This window comes from Nocardia thailandica NBRC 100428, from assembly GCF_000308795.1.
Taxonomy (GTDB): domain Bacteria; phylum Actinomycetota; class Actinomycetes; order Mycobacteriales; family Mycobacteriaceae; genus Nocardia; species Nocardia thailandica.
The window spans coordinates 1-22,507 of record NZ_BAGK01000055.1; the positions used below are offsets into that span (position 1 = coordinate 1).

21 protein-coding genes are annotated in these 22,507 nt (G+C 71.7%); 16 read left to right on the forward strand and 5 right to left on the reverse strand.

Annotated features, from left to right (window positions below; all coding sequences use genetic code 11):
• Positions 1-64: 64 nt before the first annotated feature.
• Both nucS and ON36_RS05745 read left to right on the forward strand, forming a co-directional pair.
• Positions 65-757 carry an endonuclease NucS gene (gene nucS / locus ON36_RS05740; RefSeq protein WP_043648569.1) on the forward strand — a complete coding sequence of 231 codons (693 nt, stop codon included), beginning with the start codon at positions 65-67 and terminating at the stop codon, positions 755-757.
• Positions 758-767: 10 nt separating this feature from the next.
• Positions 768-1,070 carry an Rv1322 family protein gene (locus tag ON36_RS05745; protein WP_043648573.1) on the forward strand — a complete coding sequence of 101 codons (303 nt, stop codon included), beginning with the start codon at positions 768-770 and terminating at the stop codon, positions 1,068-1,070.
• A 100-nt stretch (positions 1,071-1,170) separates the two neighbouring features.
• On the opposite strand, the gene ON36_RS05750 is transcribed toward ON36_RS05745, so the two are convergent.
• Together ON36_RS05750 and mce are read right to left on the reverse strand one after the other, a co-directional pair.
• The gene (locus tag ON36_RS05750; protein WP_043648574.1) at positions 1,171-2,172 is read right to left on the reverse strand and encodes a coiled-coil domain-containing protein; all 1,002 of its coding nucleotides are present in this window, start codon (positions 2,170-2,172) and stop codon (positions 1,171-1,173) included.
• An 86-nt stretch (positions 2,173-2,258) separates the two neighbouring features.
• A complete protein-coding gene (gene mce / locus ON36_RS05755) occupies positions 2,259-2,720 on the reverse strand; it encodes a methylmalonyl-CoA epimerase (protein ID WP_043648577.1) in 462 nt (153 codons plus the stop codon).
• Positions 2,721-2,873: 153 nt separating this feature from the next.
• Between mce and ON36_RS05760 the strand changes: the two genes are divergently transcribed.
• The 4 genes from ON36_RS05760 to ON36_RS05775 all read left to right on the forward strand — a co-directional run bounded on the left by ON36_RS05760 (position 2,874) and on the right by ON36_RS05775 (position 5,962).
• A complete protein-coding gene (locus ON36_RS05760; protein ID WP_043648580.1) occupies positions 2,874-4,058 on the forward strand; it encodes an acetyl-CoA C-acetyltransferase in 1,185 nt (394 codons plus the stop codon).
• Positions 4,059-4,177: 119 nt separating this feature from the next.
• Entirely contained in the window at positions 4,178-4,576 is a 399-nt protein-coding gene (locus ON36_RS05765; protein WP_083884931.1) for a DUF3817 domain-containing protein, read from the forward strand.
• Between the two features lie 61 nt (positions 4,577-4,637).
• Positions 4,638-5,492 carry a tetratricopeptide repeat protein gene (locus tag ON36_RS05770; protein WP_043648585.1) on the forward strand — a complete coding sequence of 285 codons (855 nt, stop codon included), beginning with the start codon at positions 4,638-4,640 and terminating at the stop codon, positions 5,490-5,492.
• A gap of 74 nt (positions 5,493-5,566) precedes the next feature.
• On the forward strand, positions 5,567-5,962 hold the full coding sequence (locus ON36_RS05775) for a nitroreductase/quinone reductase family protein (protein ID WP_043648587.1): 396 nt from the start codon (positions 5,567-5,569) through the stop codon (positions 5,960-5,962).
• Positions 5,963-5,965: 3 nt separating this feature from the next.
• Here ON36_RS05775 and glgB read toward each other — a convergent pair whose 3' ends face one another.
• Genes glgB through ON36_RS05790 form a run of 3 tightly spaced genes read right to left on the reverse strand, consistent with a single transcriptional unit; the run spans position 5,966 to position 10,770 of the window.
• Complete coding sequence (gene glgB, locus ON36_RS05780; RefSeq protein ID WP_052313688.1) at positions 5,966-8,104, reverse strand: 1,4-alpha-glucan branching protein GlgB; 2,139 nt, start codon at positions 8,102-8,104, stop codon at positions 5,966-5,968.
• A gap of 14 nt (positions 8,105-8,118) precedes the next feature.
• The gene (locus ON36_RS05785) at positions 8,119-10,122 is read right to left on the reverse strand and encodes an alpha-1,4-glucan--maltose-1-phosphate maltosyltransferase (protein ID WP_043648609.1); all 2,004 of its coding nucleotides are present in this window, start codon (positions 10,120-10,122) and stop codon (positions 8,119-8,121) included.
• A 54-nt stretch (positions 10,123-10,176) separates the two neighbouring features.
• The gene (locus ON36_RS05790; protein WP_043648591.1) at positions 10,177-10,770 is read right to left on the reverse strand and encodes a TetR/AcrR family transcriptional regulator; all 594 of its coding nucleotides are present in this window, start codon (positions 10,768-10,770) and stop codon (positions 10,177-10,179) included.
• An 88-nt stretch (positions 10,771-10,858) separates the two neighbouring features.
• On the opposite strand from ON36_RS05790, the gene ON36_RS05795 reads away from it, so the two are divergent.
• From ON36_RS05795 to ON36_RS05840, 10 genes are all read left to right on the forward strand, one after another.
• Positions 10,859-11,281, forward strand: coding sequence for a VOC family protein (locus ON36_RS05795; protein WP_043648594.1), 423 nt, complete (start codon positions 10,859-10,861; stop codon positions 11,279-11,281).
• A gap of 121 nt (positions 11,282-11,402) precedes the next feature.
• Positions 11,403-13,973 carry an alpha-glucan family phosphorylase gene (gene glgP / locus ON36_RS05800; RefSeq protein ID WP_043648596.1) on the forward strand — a complete coding sequence of 857 codons (2,571 nt, stop codon included), beginning with the start codon at positions 11,403-11,405 and terminating at the stop codon, positions 13,971-13,973.
• 101 nt (positions 13,974-14,074) lie between these two features.
• Positions 14,075-15,436 carry an NCS2 family permease gene (locus tag ON36_RS05805; RefSeq protein ID WP_043648598.1) on the forward strand — a complete coding sequence of 454 codons (1,362 nt, stop codon included), beginning with the start codon at positions 14,075-14,077 and terminating at the stop codon, positions 15,434-15,436.
• 153 nt (positions 15,437-15,589) lie between these two features.
• The gene (locus ON36_RS05810; RefSeq protein WP_043648602.1) at positions 15,590-16,147 is read left to right on the forward strand and encodes a DoxX family protein; all 558 of its coding nucleotides are present in this window, start codon (positions 15,590-15,592) and stop codon (positions 16,145-16,147) included.
• Positions 16,148-16,312: 165 nt separating this feature from the next.
• Positions 16,313-17,122 carry a hypothetical protein gene (locus tag ON36_RS05815; RefSeq protein ID WP_043648603.1) on the forward strand — a complete coding sequence of 270 codons (810 nt, stop codon included), beginning with the start codon at positions 16,313-16,315 and terminating at the stop codon, positions 17,120-17,122.
• Between the two features lie 51 nt (positions 17,123-17,173).
• Entirely contained in the window at positions 17,174-17,740 is a 567-nt protein-coding gene (locus ON36_RS05820) for an isochorismatase family protein (protein ID WP_043648605.1), read from the forward strand.
• Positions 17,741-17,782: 42 nt separating this feature from the next.
• Entirely contained in the window at positions 17,783-18,316 is a 534-nt protein-coding gene (locus ON36_RS05825; RefSeq protein WP_043648606.1) for a DMP19 family protein, read from the forward strand.
• A gap of 39 nt (positions 18,317-18,355) precedes the next feature.
• Positions 18,356-20,395: an ATP-dependent DNA helicase gene (locus ON36_RS05830; RefSeq protein WP_043648607.1), complete on the forward strand. Its 2,040-nt coding sequence runs from the start codon at positions 18,356-18,358 to the stop codon at positions 20,393-20,395.
• A 41-nt stretch (positions 20,396-20,436) separates the two neighbouring features.
• The gene (locus ON36_RS05835; protein WP_043648608.1) at positions 20,437-21,141 is read left to right on the forward strand and encodes a methyltransferase domain-containing protein; all 705 of its coding nucleotides are present in this window, start codon (positions 20,437-20,439) and stop codon (positions 21,139-21,141) included.
• Positions 21,142-21,241: 100 nt separating this feature from the next.
• Positions 21,242-22,507 (forward strand): glycosyltransferase 87 family protein (locus ON36_RS05840; protein ID WP_052313687.1); only part of this gene is annotated, 1,266 nt, incomplete at its 3' end.

Sequence of the window (22,507 nt, forward strand, 5' to 3'; positions counted from 1 at the left end):
GGGCCGAATTCCCGGACCGGCCTGCTCGTTTCGTGATCGCCGTACGGTCGCCTACAGTGCTGGGGTGCGCCTCGTCATTGCTCGTTGCCAGGTCGATTACGTCGGTCGCCTGACCGCCCACCTGCCCATGGCCCGCCGGCTGCTGATGATCAAGGCCGACGGCTCGGTGCTCGTGCATTCCGACGGTGGCTCCTACAAGCCGCTGAACTGGATGAGCCCGCCGTGTTGGCTGGAGGAGCGCGACATCGCCGCGGAGGAGCTGCCGGACGGGGTGAAGGCCCTGTGGGTGGTCACCAACAAGGCGGGCGAGGAGCTGCGCATCACCGTCGAGGACATCGAGCACGATTCCTCCCACGACCTCGGGGTCGACCCGGGGCTGGTCAAGGACGGCGTCGAGGCACATCTCCAGGAGCTGCTCGCCGAGCACGTGACCACGCTGGGCGCCGGCTACACGCTGGTCCGGCGGGAGTACATGACCGCCATCGGCCCGGTCGACCTGCTGTGCCGCGACGCCGACGGCGCGACCGTCGCGGTGGAGATCAAGCGGCGCGGCGAGATCGACGGCGTCGAGCAGCTGACCCGGTACCTGGAACTGCTCAACCGCGACCCGCTGCTGGCCCCCGTGGCCGGTGTCTTCGCCGCCCAGCAGATCAAGCCGCAGGCGCGTACCCTCGCCGAGGACCGGGGTATCCGCTGCCTCACGCTCGATTACAACGCGCTGCGTGGCACGGAGAGCAACGAATTCCGGCTTTTCTGAGGGACGATCCATGCCGCGTCGTAAACCACGCTCAGCGCCGCGCCGGGGCGCCTCCGTCCCGGCGCCGCTCGGCGACGTCTACGGCCGGACCGAACACGGGCCGGACGACGACGAGACCTACATCGTGCGGACCGTGCCGGGCGCCAGGGCGGTCAAGACCTATCGCTGCCCTGGCTGCGACCACGAGATCCCGCCCGGGGTGGCCCACATCGTGGCCTGGGCGGCCGAGGGCGGCGAGGACGACCGCAGGCACTGGCACCAGGGGTGCTGGAACGGCAGGCGCACACGGCGCATCACCCGCCGCTGGTCCTGACCGTCCTGACCCCGGACACGACGAAACAGCAACGGCCGCCCGGGTGTCCCTGGCGGCCGCCGCTGTCAACGTGCGTCGTCGTCTCCTCGTGGGGCGGACGTCAGCTGCTGATGTCGGCGCTCTCGCGCTCGTCCTCGACGACGTCCTCGTCGGCGGTGTCGGCGATCGCCTTGTTCTGGCGGCCGCCCGCGACGGACTTGGCGTTGGCACCACCGATCGACTTGCGCTGCTCCGGCGCGCCGTCGAGCAGCTCGCTCTCCCGGTTGACCGCGGCGAGCATCGCCGGGACCGAGTCGAGCTGGCCGCGGATACCGAGCAGCTGGGCAAGGACGCGGCCGCGCAGCACGCGCATCTCCTCGGCCAGTTCCTTGGCGTGGGCGATCTTGCGATCGGAGGTCTGGGTGGCCGAGGTGATGAGGCGGTTGGCCTCGTCGGTCGCGTCCTTGATCCGCTGGGCGGCCTCGGCGCGGCTGGTGGCCTCGAGCTCTTCCATGGCGCGGGTCAGCTTGGTGCGCCGGTCGTTCATGGTGGCTTCGAAGTCCTGCTGGGTGGCCTTGCGCTTGGCGTCGGCCTCCTTGGCCAGCCGCTGCGCGTCGGCCTCGGCGGCCTCGATGATCTTCTCGGCCTTGGTGCGCGCGTTGGCGAGGGTCTGCTCGAACTCGATCTCGAGCGCCTCGCGCTTCTCCTTGGTCTCGGCGAGCAGCGATTCGTACTTGCCCCGCATCTCGGTGGCCTGCTGCTCGGCGATGGAGACCATCTCGGCGGCCTCGGCCTGCGCGAGGGCGCGCACCTCGGACGCCTCGTCCGAGGCAAGGCGCAGCATGCGCGAGATGCGGTCGGACATACCTTCGGCGGTGGTCGGCGGCACGGAGAGCCGGTCGACCTCCTTGCGCAGCTCATCGATTTCGTCGCGCGCGTCCTCGAGCTGGCTGGCGAGATTGCGGGCCTGGGCGGCGGCGGCGTCGCGGTCGGTGGCGGTTACCCGCAACTCCGCGTCGAAACGGTCGAAGTAGTTACGCACCTCGTCTTGCGCATAACCCTTGCGCACAACGGTGAAGGGCAGCGCAACGAAGCGATTGCGATCGGACTCAGGTGACGACATGGGACACAAAATACAGCCTGTAGCGGGCTTGTGGAGACTCGACCGCAAATGTGATCCGGCCGAGACTCCACAACCGTATCCCCCTACTAGTGCGTAGCATTCGGGTTCGGCTCGACCAGCTCCACCAGCACACCGCCAGCATCCTTCGGGTGGATGAAGTTGATGCGCGAATCCGCGGTGCCGTGACGAGGCGCTTCGTAGAGCAACCGCAGGCCACGGTCCCGCAGGAACGCCGAGACGGCCTCGATGTCGGTCACCCGGTAGGCCAGCTGCTGCAGCCCGGGACCGTTGCGGTCGATGAACTTGGCGATGGTGGAATTCTCGTCCAGGGGAGCCAGCAACTGCAGCGCGGTGGCCCGGTCCGCGGCGGCGGGGCAGGAGAGCATGGCTTCGACGACGCCCTGGGCCTCGTTCACCTCGCGGTGGGTCTCGACCATGCCCAGGTTCTGCGCGTACCAGGCCACGGCGGCGTCGAGGTCGGGTACCGCGATGCCGACATGGTCGACGGCGATGACGTAGTCGGCGGGGATGAAGTTCGCGTTGGTCACCACTCGACGGTAGGCGGTGGAACGCGTCCGCGGCATCCCGACCTGCGTACCGGCGGGTAACCGCGACCGGTTACCGTTGAGTGCAACCCTTGACGTCGCGGCGCGCGTCGTGTGCGCCGGGGCGAGGTTCGAATCGATGAATGCGAGGCTTTCGTGACCACTTCTGTCATCGTCTCCGGTGCGCGCACTCCGGTCGGCAGGCTGCTGGGCGGTCTGAAGGACTTCAAGGCCTCCGATCTGGCCGGTGTGGCGATCAAGGCCGCGCTCGAGCGCGGCGGCGTCGCCCCGGAGCAGGTCGACTACGTCATCCTGGGCCACGTGCTGCAGGCGGGCGCCGGGCAGCTGCCTGCCCGTCAGGCCGCCGTCGCGGCGGGCATCCCGCTGGACGTGCCCTCGGTGCTGATCAACAAGGTCTGCCTGTCGGGTATCAACGCCATCGCGCTGGCCGACCAGCTGATCCGCGCCGGCGAGCACGAGATCGTGGTCGCGGGCGGCATGGAGTCGATGAGCCAGACCCCGCACCTGCTGCCCAAGAGCCGCGAGGGCTTCAAGTACGGCGACACCACCCTGGTCGACCACATGGCCTACGACGGCCTGCACGACGTGCTCACCGACCAGGCCATGGGCCTGCTCACCGAGGAGCGCAACGACCTCGACAAGATCAGCCGCGAGGACCAGGACGCCTTCGCCGCCGCCTCGCACCAGCGCGCCGCGGCCGCGTGGAAGAACGGCCTGTTCGCCGACGAGGTCGTCCCGGTGGCCGTGCCCCAGCGCAAGGGCGACCCGATCCAGGTGACCGAGGACGAGGGCATCCGCGCCGACACCACCGTCGAGTCGCTGGGCAAGCTGCGTCCGGCCTTCCGCAAGGACGGCACCGTCACCGCGGGCACCGCCTCGCAGATCTCCGACGGCGCCGCCGCGGTCGTGGTGATGAGCAAGGTCAAGGCCGAGGAGCTCGGCCTGACCTGGATCGCCGAGATCGGCGCCGCGGGCCAGGTCGCGGGTCCGGACTCGACCCTGCAGGACCAGCCCGCCAACGCCATCCTGGCCGCCTGCGCCAAGGAGGGCATCGCGGTGTCCGACCTGGACCTGCTCGAGATCAACGAGGCCTTCGCCGCGGTCGGCGTCGCCTCCACCCGCAAGCTGGGCTTCGACCCGGAGAAGGTCAACGTCAACGGCGGCGCCATCTCCATCGGCCACCCGCTCGGCATGTCGGGCGCGCGCATCCTGCTGCACCTGGCGCTCGAGCTCAAGCGCCGCGGCGGCGGCATCGGCGCGGCCGCCCTCTGCGGCGGCGGCGGTCAGGGCGACGCCCTGATCATCCGCGTGCCCGCCTGATCCACGCGCTCCGGACACGACCGAGGCCGTCTTCCCTGGTGGGAGGCGGCCTCGGTCGTGTCCGGGGTGTGAGGGGGTCCACTACGTCACGTCGTAGTCCCTCGGGCAGAATGGGACATATGGGTGAAATCTTCGATCTGAGCACCGCGGCGAAACGATTCCGGCTGCTCGCGTTCGCCGAGGCCGTGTCGTGGGGTCTGCTGATCATCGGAATGGCGTTCAAGTGGATTCCGTGGCTGCTCGACCTCGTCGGCGTGCTCGACGACCCACAGTGGGTGTACGGCGTGAAGATCTTCGGACCTGTCCACGGCTTCTTCTTCGTCGCGTACGTGCTGGTCACCCTGGTCGCCTCGCGCGAACTCGAATGGTCGCGCCGGACGCTGCTCCTCGCTCTCGGCGCGAGCCTGCCCCCGTTCTTCACCGTGTGGTTCGAGCGGTGGGCGGTGCGGACCGGTCAGCTGGGCGAGCTGAGCGCTGCGCCGGAGGGCTCCCCGGCGTCGCCGGTCGCGGCTTCGTGACAAACTGGTTGGCGTGACTCGACCCGCTGCACGTCGTCCTTCGCCCGCCGTCGCCGCCGCAATGTCCGGCGCGGTGGATCTGTCCGCGCTCAAGCAGCCGCCCGCCGCGCCGGGCGGAGCTGCCGCCGCCTCGGGTGACTTCCAGGTGACCGAGGCCGACTTCGAGACCAAGGTGCTGCGCCGCTCGACGCAGGTGCCCGTCGTGGTCGCGCTGTACTCGCAGCGCAGCCCGGGCAGCGTCGAGCTGGTGCGCACCCTGGAACGTTTCCAGGCCGCCGACGGCGGTCGCTGGGACCTGGCCGCCATCGAGGCCGAGCCCAACATGCGCATCGTGCAGGCACTGCGCGTGCAGGGCATCCCGACCGTCATCGCCGTCGCGGGCGGCCAGCCGCTGGCCGACTTCGAGGGCGCCCAGCCCGAGGACCAGGTCCGGCAGTGGCTCGACGCGGTCCTGCAGGCCACCGCGGGCAAGCTCGAGGGTGACGAGGACGCGCCCCCGGCGCCGGAGGACCCGCGCTTCGTCGCCGCCGAGGACGCGCTCGAGCGCGGCGACATCGCTGGCGCCGAGGCCGCCTACGAGGCGATCATCGCCGCCGAGCCCGCCAACGAGGAGGCCAAGGCGGCCCTGCGCCAGCTGCGCTTCCTCACCCGCGCCCAGGAACTCGGCCCCGAGGCGATCGCCACGGCCGACGCCGATCCCACGAACATCGACGCCGCGCTGGACGCCGCCGACGTCGAGGTCATCGGCCAGCAGCCCGGGGCCGCCTTCGACCGTCTGATCGCGCTGATCAAGCGGACCGCGGGCGACGACCGGACGCGGGTGCGGACCCGGCTGATCGAGCTGTTCGACCTCTACGACAAGGCCGATCCCACGGTGGTCGCCGCGCGGCGCAAGCTCGCCACCGCGCTGTACTAGCCCCGGCGGTCCGCCCGCCCGAACTCCTCCTCCGGTCGGTCGTTCGGGCGGCGGGCGCGCGGTAGCGTCGGAACATGGCTTCCAGGAAAGATGTTCAGCACCGGGTGGTGACCACCCTGCAGCGGCGGATCGGTAACCCGCTGCTGCGCAGGCTGCCCGCCCAGCAGTTGCTGGAGACCACGGGGCGGGTCAGCGGGGAACCCCGGATCACGCCGATCGGCGGCTGCCGCAAGGGCGACCAGTTCTGGCTCGTGTCGGAATTCGGGGAACGCTCCCAGTACGTGCGCAACATCCTCGCCGACAACCGGGTGCGGGTCCGGCTGGGCGGGCACTGGCACTCGGGCACCGCGCATCTGGTGCGCGACGACGATCCGGTGGCCCGGCTGCGCACCCTGCCCCGCGCCAACAGCGCCGCGGTGCGCGCGGTCGGCACCGACCTGCTGACGATCCGGATCGACCTGGCCCGCTGAGGGTCAGCCGCGCGGCGCCAGCCACAGCGCGCTGTGCGGCGCGAGCGTGACGGTGGCCGAGGCGGGCCGGCCGTGCCGGCCGGGTTCCCCGGCGCGGACGACGCCGAGGTTGCCGATGCCCGAACCACCGAATTCCTGGGCGTCGGTGTTGAGGATCTCGATCCAGTCGCCCGCGTGCGGCAGGCCGATGCGGTAGTTCTCGCGCACCGAGCCGGAGAAGTTGAAGACGCACGCGACCACCGACCCGTCGGTGCCGTGACGCAGGAAGGCCAGCACGTTGTTGGCGCTGTCGTCGGCCTCGAGCCAGGAGTGGCCGCCGGGGGTGGCGTCCTGGCTCCACAGCGCGGGATGCGCGCGATAGACGCGGTTGAGGTCGGCGGTCAGTGTCGCGATCCCGCGGTGCAGGGGGTTGTCGAGCTCGTGCCAGTCGACGCCGCGTTCGTGGTCCCATTCGCGGTGCTGCCCGAATTCCTGGCCCATGAACAGCAGCTGCTTGCCGGGGTGTGACCACATGTAGGCGAGCAGGGCGCGCACGCCGCTCGCCCTGGCGAAGTCGTCACCGGGCATCCGGGTCCACAGCGTGCCCTTGCCGTGCACGACCTCGTCGTGGCTGATCGGCAGCACGTAGTTCTCGCTCCAGGCGTAGACCAGCGAGAAGGTCATCTCGTTGTGGTGCCAGGACCGGTGGATGGGGTCGCGGCCCAGGTAGCCGAGGGTGTCGTGCATCCAGCCCATGTTCCACTTCATGGTGAACCCGAGCCCGCCGACGTCGGTGGCGCGGGTGACGCCGGGCCAGGTGGTCGACTCCTCGGCCACCGTGATCACCCCGGGGTGGTCGCGGTGCACGCTGTCGTTGAGTTCCTGCAGGAAGTCGACGGCCTCGAGGTTCTCCCGGCCGCCGTAGACGTTGGGTTCCCAGCCGCCCTCGGGGCGGGAGTAGTCCAGGTAGAGCATCGAGGCGACGGCGTCGACGCGCAGGCCGTCGAGATGGAACTCCTCGATCCAGTAGCGGGCGTTGGCGACCAGGAAGTTGCGGACCTCGTTGCGGCCGAAGTCGAAGACGTAGGTGCCCCAGTCGGGTTGCTCGCCGCGGCGGGGGTCGGCGTGTTCGTAGAGGGGGGTGCCGTCGAAGCGGGCCAGCGCCCACGCGTCGCGGGGAAAGTGGGCGGGTACCCAGTCCAGCAGCACGCCGATGCCGCGGCCGTGCAGGTGGTCGACGAACCAGCGGAAGTCGTCGGGGGAGCCGAAGCGGGCGGTCGGCGCGTAGTAGGAGGTCACCTGGTAGCCCCAGGACCCGCCGAAGGGGTGCTCGGCCACCGGCAGCAGTTCGACGTGGGTGAAGCCCGCCGCGTCGACGTAGTCGGCCAGCCGGGTGGCCAGCTCGCGGTAGCCGAGTCCCGGCTGCCACGAGCCGAGGTGCACCTCGTAGACGCTCATCGGGCTGCGGACGGGGTCGGTGGCGGCGCGGCGGTCGAGCCAGTCCTGATCGGTCCAGCGGTGATCGGAGCGGGTGACCACCGAGGCGTCGGCGGGGGGTACCTCGGTGGCGAAGGCGAACGGGTCGGCGTGGTCGACGGTGCGGCCGTCGGCGCCGTGTACCCGGTACTTGTACCGGGTGCCGGGGCCGACCCCGGGCACGAAGACCTCCCAGACCCCGGAGCTGCCGAGCGACCGCATCGGCGCCAGCGTGCCCGCCCAGTGATCGAAATCGCCGAGCACCGTGACGCCGCGGGCGTTCGGCGCCCAGACCGCGAAGGACGTGCCGACGACCTCGCCGTCGAGGGTGGTGTAGCGGCGGTGGTGCGCGCCGAGCACCTCCCACAACCGTTCGTGGCGGCCCTCGCCGATCAGGTGCAGGTCGAATTCGCCGACGGTGGGCAGGAAGCGGTAGCCGTCGGCGGTCACCGTGGTCGGGCCGCCGGGATAGTGCGCCCGGATGCGGTAGTCGTCGATGGCGGGGTAGGGGAGCACCGCGGCGAAGACGCCGTGCCCGAGCGGGTCGAGGGGGTGTTCGGCGGCGCCGACCAGCGCGAACACCGTCTCGGCGTGCGGGCGCAGCACCCGGACCGCGGTCCCGCCGGGGTGCGGGTGCGCGCCGAGGACCGTGTGCGGGTCCGGATGCGTGCCCGCGGCGAGCAGCATCAGGTCGCGGCGTTTCACCGGAACGTCCGCCGGTGCGCGAGTTCGGTGCGCCGGTCGGCGGGCACCGGCGGGAGGGCGAGCACGTGCGCGGGGGCGCGGGCGGGGTCGAGCATGACGAAGTTGCGCTGACCCCAGTGGTATTCCTCGCCGGTGATCTCGTCGGTGACCACCGGGTGGTCGTGCCATTCGCGGCCGATGGCGGGGAGATCGAGGGAGATGTGGCCGTACTCGGTGGCGAACGGGTTGAGGTTGACGATCACCAGCACCGCGTCGCCGGTGGCCGGATCGATCTTGGAGAAGGCCAGCAGCGCGTCGTTGTCGACGTCGTGGAAGTGGATGCAGCGCAGCTGCTGCAGCGCCGGGTGGTTGCGGCGGATCTCGTTGAGCCGGGTCAGCAGCGGTTCGAGGGACTCGCCCCTGGCCAGCGCGCCCGCGAAGTCGCGGGGGCGCAGCTCGTACTTCTCCGAGTCCAGGTATTCCTCGCTGCCGGGGCGCACCGCCTCGTGCTCGAACAGCTCGAATCCGGAGTACACGCCCCAGGTGGGGCCGAGGCCTGCGGCGAGCACGGCGCGGATCGCGAACATACCGGGGCCGCCGTGCTGGAGGCTCTCGTGGAGGATGTCGGGGGTGTTGGTGAACAGGTTGGGCCGGGCCTCGTCGGCCTTGGCGGCCAGCTCGTAGCCGAATTCGGTGAGTTCCCACTTGTGCACCCGCCACGTGAAATACGTGTAGGACTGCGAGAATCCGCGCCGCGCGAGGCCGTAGAGCCGGGCGGGCCGGGTGAACGCCTCGGACAGGAAGATCACGTCCGGGTCGGTGTGGCGGACCTGGGCGATCAGCCACTCCCAGAAGTCGGCGGGCTTGGTGTGCGGGTTGTCGACGCGGAAGATGGTGACGCCGAGGCCGATCCAGTGCCTGACCACGCGCAGGATCTCGGCGTAGAGGCCGTCGGGGTCGAGGTCGAAGTTGATCGGATAGATGTCCTGGTACTTCTTCGGCGGGTTCTCCGCGTAGGCGATGGTGCCGTCGGGCAGGGTGGTGAACCACTCCGGGTGCGCGGCCACCCACGGGTGGTCGGGCGCGCACTGCAGGGCCAGGTCGAGGGCGACCTCGAGGCCGAGATCGTGTGCGGCGGCGACGAACCGGGCGAAGTCGGCCTCGGTGCCGAGTGCGGGATGGATCGCGTCGTGCCCGCCCGCGGCCGAGCCGATCGCCCAGGGCGAGCCGACGTCGCCGGGTTCGGCGGTGAGCGCGTTGTTGCGGCCCTTGCGGTTGATCTCGCCGATGGGGTGGACGGGCGGCAGGTAGACCACGTCGAAGCCCATGGCCGCGATGCGCGGCAGGGCCGCGGCGGCGGTGGCGAAGGTGCCGTGCACGGGCCGGCCGTTGTCGTCGCGGCCGCCGGTCGAGCGGGGGAAGAACTCGTACCACGAGCCGTAGAGCGCGCGGCGGCGTTCCACGAGCACCTGGTGCTGCGGGCCGCGGGTGACGAGTTCGCGCAGCGGGGTCGCGCGCAGGATCTCGCCCACCTCGGCGGAGAAGGCGGGCGCCACCCGGGCGGGCAGCTGGGCGTCGCCGCGCAGTGCGGCGGCCGCGGCGCGCAGGCGCTCGAACTGGCGCTTGGGGACGGCCTGGGCGGCGCGGTCGAACAGGCGCGCGCCGATCTCGAGATCGTTGGCGAGGTCCTCGGGGCCCTGGCCGACGGCGAGTTTCGCCTCAACGGCGGAACGCCAGGTGGCCAGCGGGTCGCTCCAGCCTTCGATGCGGAAGGTCCACAGGCCGGCCACGTGCGGGGTGAACACCGCGTTGAACACGTCGGGTTCGAATTCGGGGGTCATGCGGATCCGGGTCAGCCGGGAGGAGCCCGGCGCGCGGACCGCCAGGGTCGCCGCGACCGCGTCGTGCCCCTCGCGCCACACCACGGCACGAACGGGGAACACCTCACCGACCGCGGCTTTGGCGGGCCGCCCGCCGGGGATGGACGGTGCAGTGTCATCGATAGCGATCCGGCCGGTCACCCGCACCAACTTAGTGGGTCGGGCCCGTGCGCGCCCGCGGCGCGACGGAGCGGGTCAGCCGGGGGCGCGCAGCCCGGCGAGGAGGCGGCGCAGCGCGCCGACCGCCTGGGGCAGGGCCTCGGGGTCCCCGGTGCCCGCCAGCCAGAGCGCGGTCTCGTTCATGGCCCCCGAGAGCAGGTGGGCCAGCGGGGCGACCGGCTGCGGGGGAAGCGTGCCGTCGGCGACCAGGGTGTCGATGGCCTCGGCGAGGTGGCGGGCGGAGTTCGCCTCGTCCATGGCCCGCCAGTCGTGCCAGCCGAGCACCGCCGGACCGTCGACGAGCATGATCCGCTGCACGTCGGGGGCGGTGCAGGCGCGCAGGAAGGCCTCGCACCCGGCGAGCAGCTGGTCCCAGGGGTCCGCGTGGGTGTCGGCGGCCGCCGCGACCCGGTCGCCGACCTCGGCCTGTACCTCGTCGAGCACGGCGCGGAACAGTTCGGTCTTGCCCGCGAACTGGTGGTAGAGCGCGCCCTTGGTGACCCCCGCTGCGGCGACGATCTCCGAGAGGCCCACCGCGCCATACCCTTTCGCGGCGAACAGGCGCCTGCCCTCGCGGATCAGGGTGGCCCTGGTCGCGGCGCGCTGGAGCTGTCGCTTGGTGCCGGGCATCGTCGTCCTCCCTCGCTGTTGACGTACCGATGGTACGCGAACTACGGTGAGTTCACATACCATCGGTACGTCAACAAAAGGGGATGCCGTGCGCGTCAGCAGCTTCTACCCGGTTCTGGGCACCACCGACCTCGCCGCGTGCCGGGACTTCTACACCCGCTGGTTCGGCTTCGAGATCACCTTCGAGGCCGACTGGTACATCAGCCTGCGCAGGCCGGGTGACGACGGCGGGCCCGGCCACGAGCTGGCCCTGCTCGACCCGGCGCACCCGACGGTGCCGCCGGGCTACCGCGAGCCGGTACGTGGCCTGCTGCTCAACATCGAGGTCGCCGACGTCGACGCCGAATGGGAACGGCTGGTCGTGCGCGGCGGGCTGACCCCCGAACTCGCGATCCGCTCCGAGGACTTCGGTCAGCGGCACTTCATCGTCGCCGACCCCGCGGGTGTGCTGGTCGACGTGATCACCGAGATCCCGCCGAGCCCGGAGTTCGCCGCGCGGTTCGCGGACTGACGCACCGCGCGTCGGCCCCGAGGCCGAGGCCGAGCCGTCGACCCGGTGCGGCGGGTATCGATGCCGACAGCCGCCACGCTCCGGGTCCACGGATTGCCCGGCGCGGCGTTATGGTTCCGGTGTGAAGGCACTTCGTCGGTTCACCGTCCGCGCCCATCTTCCCGAGCGGCTCGCTGCGCTGGGGGAGCTGTCCACGAATCTGCGCTGGTCCTGGCACGGGCCGACGCAGGATCTGTTCGCCGAACTCGACCCGGGGCTGTGGCAGACCGTCGGCCACGACCCGGTGCGCATGCTGGGCGAGGTACCCGCGGCCCGGCTCGACGAGCTGGCCGCCGACGACGCCTACGTCGCGCGGGTCGAGGCCGCCGCCGCGGGCCTGCGCGACTACCTGACCCGGCCGCGCTGGTTCCAGGAGCAGACCGGCACCGCCGTCGCCGGGATCGCCTACTTCTCCATGGAGTTCGGCGTCACCGAGGTGCTGCCCAACTATTCGGGCGGCCTCGGCATCCTCGCGGGCGACCACCTCAAGGCGGCCTCGGATCTCGGGCTGCCGCTCATCGGCGTCGGGCTGCTCTACCGCTCGGGCTACTTCCGGCAGTCGCTGTCGGCCGATGGATGGCAGCGCGAGCACTACCCGTCGCTGGACCCGCAGGGCCTGCCGCTGCGGCTGCTGACCAGCGAGGGCTCCCCGGTCCTCGTCCACGTGGGCATGCCGGAGGGCCGGGTGCTGCGCGCGCGGGTGTGGATCGCCCAGGTCGGCCGCGTGCCGCTGCTGCTGCTCGACTCCGACATCGCCGAGAACGACCCGGAACTGCGCGCGGTCACCGACCGGCTCTACGGCGGCGACCAGGACCACCGCATCAAGCAGGAGATCCTGGCGGGTATCGGCGGGGTGCGGGCGGTGCGCGCCTACACCCGCGCCGAGGGCCTGCCCGACCCGGACGTCTTCCACATGAACGAGGGGCACGCCGGGTTCCTCGGCGTGGAACGCATCCGCGAATACGTCGCGCAGGGGCTCGATGTCGACACCGCCCTCGCCGCGGTGCGCGCGGGCACGGTGTTCACCACCCACACCCCGGTCCCCGCGGGCATCGACCGCTTCCCGATGCCGCTGGTGCGCCGCTACTTCGGCGGCGCGCACGGCGAGTCGGAATCCGCGCTGCTGCCGGGACTGCCGGTCGAGCGGATCCTGGCCTTCGGCCGCGAGGCCGACCCGGCGGTGTTCAACATGGCCCACATGGGCCTGCGGCTGGCCCAGCGCGCCAACGGCGTCTCGCGGCTGCACGGCGAGGTCAGCCGGGAGATGTTCGCCGGGCTGTGGCCCGGCTTCGACGCCGCCGAGGTGCCGATCGGCTCGGTGACCAACGGCGTGCACGCCCCCACCTGGGCCGCGCGCGAATGGCTCGACAAGGCCCGCGAACTCGTCGGGCCGGAACTGGTCGAGGAGGCGCGGGGCTGGGAGAAGCTCAGCGACGTCGACCTGGGGCAGCTGTGGTCGACCCGTAATGTCCTGCGCGCCACCCTGATCGAGGAGGTGCGTCGCCGGCTGCGGGTGTCCTGGCGGCAGCGCGGCGCCGCCGAGGCCGAGCTGGGCTGGGTGGACGAGGTCTTCGATCCCGGGGTGCTGACCGTCGGGTTCGCCCGCCGGGTGCCGACCTACAAGCGGCTGACCCTGATGCTGCGCGATCCGGAACGGCTGCGCGCGCTGCTGCTCGACCCCGAACGGCCGGTGCAGCTGGTCGTCGCGGGCAAGAGCCACCCCGCCGACGACGGCGGCAAGGCGCTCATCCAGCAGGTGGTGCGTTTCGCCGACGACCCCGCGGTCCGCCACCGCATCGTCTTCCTGCCCGACTACGACATGTCCATGGCCCGCTACCTGTACTGGGGTTGCGATGTGTGGCTGAACAACCCGCTGCGGCCGCTCGAGGCGTGCGGCACCTCCGGCATGAAGTCCGCGCTCAACGGCGGCCTCAACCTGTCCATCAAGGACGGCTGGTGGGACGAGATGTTCGACGGCGAGAACGGCTGGGCCATCCCGACCGCCGACGGCGTGCGCGACGAGCACCGCCGCGACGATCTCGAGGCGTCGGCGCTCTACGACCTCTTCGAGCGCACGGTCGCCCCGCGCTTCTACGACCGCGACGCGGCGGGCCTGCCGGTGCGCTGGGTGGAGATGGTGCGGCACACCCTGCAGACCACCAGCCCGAAGGTGCTGGCCTCGCGCATGGTCCGCGACTACGCCGAGCAGTACTACGGCCCGGCCGCCGCGGCCTTCGGCACCGTGTCCGTCCAGGACTACGCCGGGGCGAGGGCGGTCGCCGAGTACCGCCGCCGGGTCGAGGCGGCCTGGCCGTCGGTGAAGATCGTGCAGGTCGACAGCGCCGGCCTGCCCGACACCCCGGTGATCGGGGCGGAACTGGCGCTGACCGCGCGCATCGACCTGGGCGGGCTGCGCCCGGACGAGGTGGCGGTGCAGGCGATCCTGGGCCGGGTCTCCCCGGACGACGACCTGTCCGACGCCGAGACGGTGCCGATGGCCCACGTCGAGGGCGAGCCGGGCGCCGAGGTGTTCGAGGTGCGCACGCCGGTGCCGCTGTCGGGCGCGGTCGGGTACACGGTCCGGGTCCTGCCGCATCACCCGCTGCTGGCCTCGGACGCGGAGCTGGGCTTCGTGGCGGTGGCGGGCGCCTAGCCCCGCCCGCCGGGGACGGATGTCGGGTTCGGGGATTCAGTGAACTTTCGGCTACCGTTCCCTGGCATCCCCCGTTCTTTCCCCTCCCCGACTGGAGAGTCATGGCCAGCGACGTAGTCACCCGCGCCCGACAGCGCCTCGACACCTATTTCGGTGTCACCTCGACCGGGTCGACCTTCCGGCGCGAAGCCATGGCGGGCACCATCACCTTCCTGGCGATGTCCTACGTCCTGGCGGTGAACCCGTCGATCCTGGGCGACCAGGGTCCGCTGGGGGACAAGGGCATTCCGCAGCAGGCGGTGTTCACCGCGACGGCGGTGGCCGCGGTCTTCGGCACGCTGGTGATGGGCCTGTGGGCGCGGTATCCGATCGCGCTCGCGCCGGGCATGGGCCTCAACGCCTTCTTCGCGTTCACCGTCGTGCTCAGCATGGGCATCCCGTGGCAGGAGGCGCTGTCGGGGACGTTCCTGTCCGGGGTGATCTTCTTCGTGCTCGCCGTCACCAAGGTGCGCGAGAAGATCCTGAACGCGATCCCCATGCAGATGAAGCTGGCCGTGGGCGCGGGCATCGGCCTGTTCGTCGCCTTCCTCGGCCTGCGCAGCGCCGGGTTCGTGGTGGCCAGCGAGTCGACGCTGGTCAAGCTGGGCGACTTCACCCACGGCACCACCATGCTCGCGCTGTTCGGCCTGGTCGTGACCGTGGTCTTCCTCGTCCTCGGCTGGCACGGCGCGGTGCTCTACGGCATCGTGCTGACCACGCTGCTCGGCATCGTGACCGGCCTGGTCGACCTGCCCGACGGCATCGCCGAGATGCCGAAGGGCCTCGACCAGACCTTCGGCCAGGCGATCATCCATCTGCCCGACGCGTTCACCGGGCAGATGGTCGTCGTCGTGCTGACCATGCTGTTCGTCGACTTCTTCGACGCCTCGGGCACGCTGATCGGCGTCGCCAACCAGGCGGGCCTGCTCAACAAGGACGGCACCCTGCCGCGCGCCGCCCAGGCCATGGCCGCCGACTCGGTGGGCACCACCGCGGGCGCGATCATCGGCACCTCGACCACCACGGCCTATGTGGAGTCGACGGCGGGCGTGTCCGCGGGCGGCCGGACCGGGCTGACCGCGGTGACCACGGCGGGCTGGTTCGTCGTGGCGATGTTCTGCTATCCGATCTTCTCGGTCATCGCGGGCTCGAGCGAGGTGACCGCGCCCGCGCTCATCGTGGTCGGCGTGCTGATGTCGCGCGCGCTCGGCGAGATCGACTGGAGCCACCTCGAGTACTCGGTGCCCGCGTTCCTCACGATCGTGATGATGCCGCTGACCTACTCGATCGCCAACGGACTGGCGATGGGCATGATCTTCTACCCGGTGGTGATGGCCGCGCGCGGCCGGTTCCGCGAGGTCCATCCGGTGATGTGGATCCTCATGGCCCTGTTCCTCGGCTACTTCTTCTTCCTGGCCGAATAGTCCGGGGTGGCGAGTCCGGGGTGGCGCAGGTCACAGATTCCCCCGGACCGCGCTGAAATAGTGGGTACGGCGCCTCGGTTGGACGGAAGCGAGACAAACGGACCGAGGTCCGATTGTCGGACGCACTATCGATCGCAGGGATGAGGAAAACCCATGACCACGACCGAAGCTCGTACCGGTACCACGACCGCCGCCGCGCCCACCGCGGACCAGGCCACCGCCACCGACATCGGACTGCTCGTCCTGCGCGTCGGGTTCGGCGCGCTCATGGCGGTGCACGGCTCGCAGAAACTGTTCGGCTGGTTCGGCGGCGCGGGCTGGGACGCCACCACCTCCGGCTTCGAGGCCATGGGCTACAACCCGGGCAAGCTGTTCGGCACGCTGGCCGGCCTGACCGAGCTCGGCGGCGGCCTGCTGTTGCTGCTCGGGCTGTTCACCCCGCTGGCCGCGGCGCTGACCCTGGGCACCATGATCAACGCGATCAACGCCACCTGGGCCAACGGCTTCTCCGGCACCGCGTCCGGCCCCGGCTACGAGATGGCCCTGCTGTTCGCCATCGCCGCCGCCGGGCTGGCCTTCACCGGCGCGGGCCGGTTCTCCCTGGACGCGGGCCGGCCGTGGGAGCGCCGCGGCGTGGTCTGGGGCGCGGGCGCGGTCGCCGTCGCGGTGGCCGCCGCGGTGCTGACCCTCATCCTGAAGTGGGCGCTGTAGTCCGGTGACGACGGGCGGCGCGGTGGCCGGGTGCGGCCGCCGCGCCGCCCATTCGTCATCCGTTCGTCGCCTGGCGTCGGCCGGAGCGGGCGCCGTCGTCGGTCACAGCGATTACCCTCGTCGGCGGCGCGCACGCGCGCCGCTGACGAGGAGAGGAGAGTCGCGATGAAGGCGTACGACCTGGGATTCGGGGACTCGGCGGACAAGCTGGCCGAAACGCCCGGCGGTGAACCGATCACGCTCGACGCGCCGGTGCGCTCGGGCTGGCTCGGCAGCGACGGACCCGCGATCGATCCCGCCACCTGGCCGCGCGGGCCGGTCACCGGCCTGCCCATGATGCACGCGCTGACGCTGCGCCTGCCCGCCGACTACCGCCGCCGCGCCGGCTTCGTCGCGATCTCCTTCTTCCAGGGCGAGGGCCAGTTCGCCGACGCGACGGACCCCGTCGAGCCGGACAGCGCCTCCGACGACCCGGTCGCCCGCGACCTGGTCGCCACCCGGATCCACCCGCAGTCGCAGCTCCTGCACGACGAGATCGGCGGGGCCTTCGCGCTGATCTGGCTCACCGAGGACGAGTTCGAGGGCGGGCCGGTCGCCCCGCCCGCCGACGTCCGCGTCCCCGGCTCGCCCGCCGCGACCGACGGGGGCTGCAACGCCTGGGACCACGTGCACCCCGTCGTCGGCATCTGGCTCGCCGAACGCGTCGGCGACCCCAACGTCGGCCTGCCCCCGGTGGAGTACGAGTCCGGCGCCGCCTACCAGGATCCGCTCTCCGACGACGCGGGCTGGCACCCCTGGGCCGAGCCGCTCTTCGGCCGCTCCCACCTGGGCGGGACCGCCTTCCCGGTGCAGGCCCTGCCCGAGGGCCTGACGCCGTACTACCTCGAGATCGAGGAGATGAGCGGCCTGAACTTCGGCGGCGGGAACGCCCAGATCGACCTGGAGTCCGGCGTCTTCGACTGGTCCTGCGGGTAGACCGGGGGAGAATGGGAAGTACCGCAGAGGACTGACGGGAGAGGCGGAGTGATGACGCGCGGTTTGATCGTGGTCGACGTACAGAACGACTTCTGCGAGGGTGGCGCGCTCGCGGTCGCGGGCGGCGCGGCGGTGGCGGCGCGGATCAGCGCGTTCGTCGCGGCCGAGGGCTACGACGTGGTCGTGGCGACCCGCGACCACCACATCGATCCGGGCGCCCATTTCTCCGCCGAGCCCGATTTCGTCGACTCGTGGCCCCCGCACTGCCGGGTCGGCACCGTCGGCGCCGAGTTCCATCCGGAGTTCGAGACCGGTCCCGTGCAGGAGATCTTCTCCAAGGGCGAATACTCCGCCGCCTATTCGGGTTTCGAGGGCGCGGCCGCCGACGGCACCACGCTCGCCCAATGGCTACGCGACCGCGACGTGGACTCCGTCGACGTGGTCGGCATCGCGACCGACCACTGCGTGCGGGCCACCGCGCTCGACGCCCGCGCGGCGGGATTCCCGACCCGGGTCCTGCTCGACCTGACCGCGGGCGTCGCGCCCGCCTCGGTCGCCGCGGCGCTGGACGAGCTGCGCGCGGCAGGCGTCGAGCTCGTCGGGGCGGTCCCCGCCTGAACCGCGGTTCCGGCGGGACCACGCCGGGACTACCCTCGGCCTATGGACTATCGCTTTCCCGCGCCGGCCAGGGCCGAGCTGGCGCAGGCACTGGCGACCACCGACTCCTTGCGCGAGGCGGCGGACACGGTCTTCTGGGCCAACCCGGCCACCGACGACCTGCGCGGGGCCGGGGACCAGGTGTTCGCCGACCTGCCGCCCGCCTTCGCCCACCTGCTGGCCCTGACTACGCTGCGCGCCGAGGTCCTCGACGGCGGCTTCGGCCGCTACCTGCGCAGGCACCCCCGCGAACTGCCCTGGGCCACCCGCGGTCTGCGCGCGGCGGGCATGCCCGAACTGGCCGCCGCGGCGGTCATCGCCGGTTACGAGGTGCTCGGCGACGACGGCGCCGACCTGGACGGTTTCTTCGACGACGAGCGGGCGGTGCTGTCCGCGCCGGACCAGATCCGGCGCCCGTCGGGCTCGCGCTGCGACGACACCGACGAGCTGTACGACGTCAACGAACCGGAGGACTTCGAGGAGCGGGTGCTCGACTACGTCCGGGCCAATCTCGACCATTTCGTCCGGCACGGCTGATCGCGCGGACCTGTCGGCCCGGCGCAGTACTGTGGGCGGGTGCCCGAACTGCCGCCCGTCTCCGACCTGCTCGCCACCGCCGTGCACGCCCTCGGAGGCACGGAACGCACCGGCCAGACCGCCATGGCCACCGCGGTCGACCACGCCATCGACACCAAGGAGCACCTGGCCGTCCAGGCGGGCACCGGCACCGGCAAGTCGCTGGCCTATCTGGTCCCGAGCCTGCGGCACGCCGTGCGCACCGGCCGCACGGTCGTGGTGTCCACGGCGACCATCGCGCTGCAGCGCCAGCTCGTCGACCGTGACCTGCCCCGGCTGGCCGAGGCGCTGGCGAAGCCGCTCGGCCGCACCCCGCAGTTCGCGATCCTCAAGGGCCGCAACAACTACCTGTGCCTGAACAAGATCAACAGCGCCATCCCCGACGAGCCGGGCGAAGCCGAGCTGTTCGACGCGTTCGCCATCTCCCGGCTCGGCCGCGAGGTCCAGCGCCTCAACGAATGGGCCTCCGACACCGAGACCGGCGACCGCGACGAGGTCACCCCCGGCGTCACCGACCGCGCCTGGCGGCAGGTCTCGGTGTCCTCCCGCGAGTGCCTCGGCAAGACCCGCTGCCAGTTCGGGCAGGACTGCTTCGCGGAGAAGGCCCGCACCGAATCCGCCCAGGCCGACGTGGTGGTGACCAACCACGCGCTGCTGGCGATCGACGCGATCAGCGGCATCCAGGTGCTGCCCGAGCACGACGTGGTCGTCGTCGACGAGGCGCACGAACTGGTCGACCGGGTGACCGGCGTCGCCACCGCCGAACTCGGCGCCACGGCGGTCAGCGCGGCGGCCCGCCGCTGCGCCAAACTCATCGACGAGCGCGAGGTCGACCGCCTCGAAGCCGCCGCCGAGGGCCTGCACCAGGCCCTGGAGGAGATGCCCGCCGCGCGCTGGGATCAGCTGCCCTCGGGCATGGCGCCGGTCCTCGCGCTCATCCGCGACGCCGCCTGGAACGCGCGCACCGCGCTCGCCCCGCAGGGCAAGGCCGATACCCAGGGCGACCCGGAGAACGCCGCGGCCCGCACCATGGCCCTCGCCGCCATCGACGAGGTGCACGACGCCGCCGTGCGGGTACTGACCACCTTCGAGGAGTCCGATCCCGCCGCCCGCCGCGACGTCGTGTGGCTCTCGGCCGACGAGGTGCGCGGGGTCGCCCGCCGCACGTTGCGCATGGCGCCGCTGTCGGTCGGCGGGCTGCTGCGCAGCAGGCTGTTCGGCACGGCGACGGTCATCCTGACCTCGGCCACCCTGCAGATCGGCGGCTCCTTCGACGGGCTCGCCGTCACCTGGGGCCTGCCCGCCCAGGCGGCGGGCAGGGTCGACCCGGCGCTGGCCAACGGCGGTGCGGCGCCGTCGGACACGGAGACGGTCCGGTGGAGCTCGCTCGACGTGGGTTCCCCGTTCGATCACGCGCGGTCGGGCATCCTCTACGTCGCCAAGCACCTGCCGCCGCCCGGCCGCGACGGGCTGGCCCCGGCCTACCTGGACGAGATAGAGCAGCTCATCAAGGCCGCGGGCGGCCGCACCCTCGGGCTGTTCTCCTCGATGCGCGCGGCCAAGGCGGCCACCGAGGCCCTGCGCGACCGGCTCGACACCCCCGTGCTCTGCCAGGGCGACGACGCGATGGGCGCGCTGGTGCGCCGCTTCGCCGAGGACGAGGCGACCTCGCTGTTCGGCACGCTGACCCTGTGGCAGGGCGTCGACGTGCCCGGCCGGTCGCTGAGCCTGGTCATCCTGGACCGCATCCCCTTCCCGCGTCCGGACGACCCGCTGCTGACCGCGCGTCAGCGCGCGGTGGAGTCCCGGGGCGGCAACGGGTTCATGACCGTGGCCGCCAACCACGCCGCCCTGCTGCTCGCCCAGGGCACCGGCCGGCTCCTGCGCAGCGTCGACGACCGCGGCGTGATCGCGGTGCTCGACTCGCGGCTGGCCACCGCCCGCTACGGCGGCTACCTGCGGGCGACCCTGCCCCCGTACTGGGAGACCGCCGACCCCGAGATCGTGGCGAAGGCGTTACGCCGGTTGACCGACGCCTGAATTACATACCGAGGGAAAGGTTTTCGTGAGACCGTGAGGGGATGATCGAACCCTCCGGGGGCGGCACCCTCACGGAATACATCATCAGCGCCCGGTCACTGGCCGAGTACCGGGCGATCTTCGAACTGGGCGAGCGGGATCTGGCGGGGCGGCGGGTCCTCGACTGCCCCGGCGGCGCATCGAGTTTCACCGCCGAAGCCAGCGCGGCCGGCGCGCGGGTCACCGCCGCGGACCCGATCTACGCGCTACCGCCCGCCGAACTGGCGGCCCGCGCGCTCCCCGAAACCGACCGCGGCAACAGCTGGGCATACGCGCACGCGGGCCGCTACCGCTGGGACTGGTACGGCTCCCGGGCCCGGCACGCGCGGATCCGCCGCACCGCCGCAGGCCGCTTCGCCGCCGACGTCACCGGCAACCCGCACCGCTACGTCGCGGCCGCGCTGCCCGCGCTGCCGTTCCCGGACAACGACTTCGACCTCGTGCTGAGCTCGCACCTGCTGTTCAGCTACGCCGACCGGCTCGACGCCGACTTCCACCTCGCCGCGCTCACCGAACTGGCGCGGGTCTCGGCGCGGGAGGTCCGGGTGTATCCGCTGCTCGACTACACCGGCGCGGCGCTGGACGAGCTGGTCGACGGGCTGCGCGCGCGCCTGCGGGACACCGGGATCCGGTCTTCGCTGCGCCGCACCGGTTACGAATTCCACCACGGGGCGCACACGATGCTGATCCTGCATACCGCGAGCTAGGACACGGCCTGCCGACACGCCGGGAGTTCGTGAATCGACACAGGATCGGAGTAGGTTCTTCGTCGTGCTCACGATCCGAGACCGCCGATAGCGATCAGCTGTGGACAGGTCGAAGTCAACTCTCGCTCTTCTGTTCCTCCTCGCTGTCACGGCGGTCACGCTGTTGTTCGTCACGGTCGATCCGTGGCTGAACACGGTGGGCATCCTGGTCGGCGGCCTCGACGCGCACATCTACCGTGACGGCGCGTTCCGGCTCCTGCACGACCAGTCGCTCTACGACGAGCCCACCTTCCTCGGCCTGCTCTACACCTACACGCCGTTCTCGGCCGTGGCCTTCCTGCCGACCCAGCTGATCCCGTGGCGCCTGCTCACCCCGGTGTGGATGGGCCTGAACGTGGCCGCGCTGTTCGGGGTGGTCCTGCTGAGCTGGCGGCTGCTCGGCTACCGGCTGTCGGCCTCCGTGGTGGGGAGCGCCGCGCTGCTGACGCTGTCGTGCGCGTTCCTCGAACCCGTCCGCACCACACTGTATTTCGGGCAGATCAACATCATGCTGATGCTGCTCGTGCTGTGGGACTTCTCCCGCGCCGAGCGCAGCAGGCTGCGCGGGATCGGGGTCGGGATCGCCGCGGGTATCAAGCTCGTGCCCCTGTACTTCGTGCTCGAGTACGCCGCGCTGCGGCAATGGCGGGCCATGGCGACCGCGGCGGGCACCTTCGTGCTCACCGTCGTCGGCACCGCGCTGATCCTGCCCGCCGACTCGCGCCGGTACTGGACCTCGATCTTCTTCCAGTCCGGGCGCATCGCACCGGACGAGCACCCGTCCAACCAGTCGCTGCGCGGCACCATCGCGCACCTGGCGGGCGGGCCCGCGCCGATGTGGCTGTGGGTGCTGGTCGCCGGGCTCGTCCTGGCCGCCGGCCTGTGGCTGTCGGTGGCGCTGTACCGGCGCGGGGAGAAGCTGCTCGCGATCGTGCTGGCGGGCCTCACCGCCTGCGCGATCTCGCCGTTCTCCTGGGGACATCACTGGGTGTGGTTCATCCCGCTGCTGGTCTACCTGGTGCACCGGGCGCAGCGCAGCGCGTGGTGGTGGGCGGCCGCCGCCGGCCTCTACCTGGCCATCGCGGCCTGGCCCTACCAGTACACGCCCACCTGGATCAGCGTCGGCACCTTCCTGCTGCCGCCGTACTGGCCCGGCGCCCAGCTCCTGATGAACGCCTACATCCTGACCTACCTCGTGGTCCTGGCCGCCCTCGGCGCGCTGGTGTGGCGAGGGCGGCCACGCCCCGGCACCGAGGCGGCCGGGTCCGCGACCCAGGCCGCCGAGCCGGACGCCGTCGCCGGCAGTCCGGTGCTGGCCGCCGAGCCG